The organism is Vibrio sp. M260118, assembly GCF_036533755.1.
Lineage (GTDB): Bacteria > Pseudomonadota > Gammaproteobacteria > Enterobacterales > Vibrionaceae > Vibrio.
The window spans coordinates 1-2,156 of the sequence record NZ_JATABG010000481.1 but is presented as its reverse complement, the minus strand read 5'-3'; the positions used below and the strand labels follow the sequence as shown (position 1 = coordinate 2,156).

Annotated in this window: 2 protein-coding genes; both read left to right on the top strand. The window is 43.6% G+C overall.

Annotation, left to right across the window (positions count from 1 at the left end):
• Positions 1-195: 195 nt before the first annotated feature.
• Positions 196-906 carry a hypothetical protein gene (locus QTO00_RS18625; RefSeq protein ID WP_331426100.1) on the top strand — a complete coding sequence of 237 codons (711 nt, stop codon included), beginning with the start codon at positions 196-198 and terminating at the stop codon, positions 904-906.
• 286 nt (positions 907-1,192) lie between these two features.
• Positions 1,193-2,059 (top strand): universal stress protein, encoded by an 867-nt coding sequence (locus tag QTO00_RS18620; protein WP_331426099.1) that lies wholly within the window; start codon positions 1,193-1,195, stop codon positions 2,057-2,059.
• The last annotated feature ends 97 nt before the right edge of the window (positions 2,060-2,156 follow it).

The following is a 2,156-nucleotide window of genomic DNA, read 5'->3' as shown; positions in this document are numbered from 1 at the left end:
TTACAACGCTCAGGTTGGCGAGACTTACGCCATGATCAAAGCACTGAACAAACTTACAGGGCTTGGTATGCCTGAAACTCAGTATATTGTATAAAAGTCGCTCAACTTTAGGAGGTTTGGTTTCTCGTCTGAATTACGCAACAAAGCCCCTGTGTGACAAACGCAGACTTAGCTATCATCCATAAAGAGTACCATTTGAGTACAGCGGATCCGCGAATGGTTGGTGCTGAAAGTGTCAGACCTGTTGGAGAAACCAACTTTGATGTTGCAGACCAATTGGCTTCTCTTGGCATGGAAGCAATACATCCCAATGCGGCCGCTGGATTAAGAGAAAGTGGGATCGAACTGCAAATAAAAAACACCTTTGAGCCCGACCATGATGGCACTCTGATTTCAGAGCACTATGTACCTGAGGATGAGAGCGTAGAAATTGTTGCCGGAAAAGCGAAGGTTCATGCTTTACATCTGTTTGACCAGAGTCATGCTTGTCATATCGATAAGGTGAGTCTAGATTTGATGACAATTATCGAGCCCATGCCACTGCAGGTTATTAGCAAAGAAATGACCGCTAACTCTCTGACTTACTACTTAAGCGGTCAAACGGCGGCAATAGACACGGCTAAACAGCAACTCCAAGCGAGTCATCCGCAAGCACAAGTTTCTAGTCGTGTTGTGTCTATGGTTTCAGCGATTGGAACTAAAATAGACTCTACAGAGACGCTATCGGCAGGCACCCAAGCGCTGGCAGAGGCCGGGATATCACCGGTTGCCATGTACGCTCCGGTACGAAACGTTAGTGTTCAATATGTTGTTGAAGAAGCCGAGTATCAACAAGCGCTTGGGATCGTACATGGTGCTTTGTGCAAACAGGAGACCGAAGAGTGCCAATTAGAAGGCGTCGCTTAGCTTTTTAGTCGCTCTCTCAAAATCGACTGACTAGGTTTCATGATTGCCCAGAATCTTACATGGCAATCATGAAGCTTAGTGTTAACTCTAGATATGTAAGTGGCAGCACCATTGCTGCCACCAACGCTATTTTACTTTTTTAATTACCCATCCCCGTCGCTCTTACCAACTGTTTTGATTGCAGAAAATCGTTCTCGATTCATTATATTCTTGACTATGCTTAACTAAGTGATTAATAAATGACAATCGGTGTTTTTTTGTCGCTTTGAATCAAATGGAAGTTGAAATGAGTGAAGTCTATTTATTAACCAGAGTGAGCGCGAAACCATCAAAGAGAGTATTGAGAAAGGCGGTTGTTTTTGCTCACTCTTGCAACAAATCGTTGCGGATTTTTGCGGAAGATCACAGACGCAGTGAAGAACATACTTTTATTGATTTTCTACTGCATAGCGATGAAAGTCGTGCTCGCTATGATGACTACTTTATGAAGTGGTGCAGCATAGTATTGGAGCAAGTCGAAGAGATTCGTGCCGATTATGAGTTACCTGAACTGGATATTAACTTAGAGTTTCTTTCCGGCACTAGTTGGGAAAAAAAGCTGACCAAAGAGTGCAATGGGTACAGTGACGTTTTTCTTGTTGACTACTCTAAAGGGGTTGTAGCTTCACAACTGCTTAGGAAGCTCTCGAGCCAAAGTCACGATATCTTGTTGTTGACGGAGAAGAATTGGTCCGGCGCGTTAAGAATCGCTGCAGCTATCGATCCATTACATCGGGGAGATAAAAACGCAGAGATAGACAAAGCGATAATCAATAAAAGCTTAGATGTTGGATCGCGAATTAATGCAAGTACTACGCTTATCTACTGTCAATATGTTGCTCCGTACTTACATCACTACGCTAATGACATTCTCACTCACCAAAAGATCGCTATTAATGATTTCTTAAAGCTCAGTAAGTATTCTCAGCTTCCTTTGCGTTTCATTAGGGCTAACCCAGAGGAAGGGTTACCGATGGCGGTGGAAGCGGTTGAACCAGCGATCTTGGCTTTAGGCGCGTGTAAACGTACTGCGCTCTCACGTTATTGGTTTGGCAGCACTGTTGACGTGTTAATGGCGAAGCCGCCATGTGACTTGTTGCTGATAAGTAATTAGAGAACACGATTGTTCTGATAACATTCAGCTTGACTATAACAAGTCACGATCGAACAATTTTTATCGCCCCATCTAGGTGTATATCACGTTGTGGGTA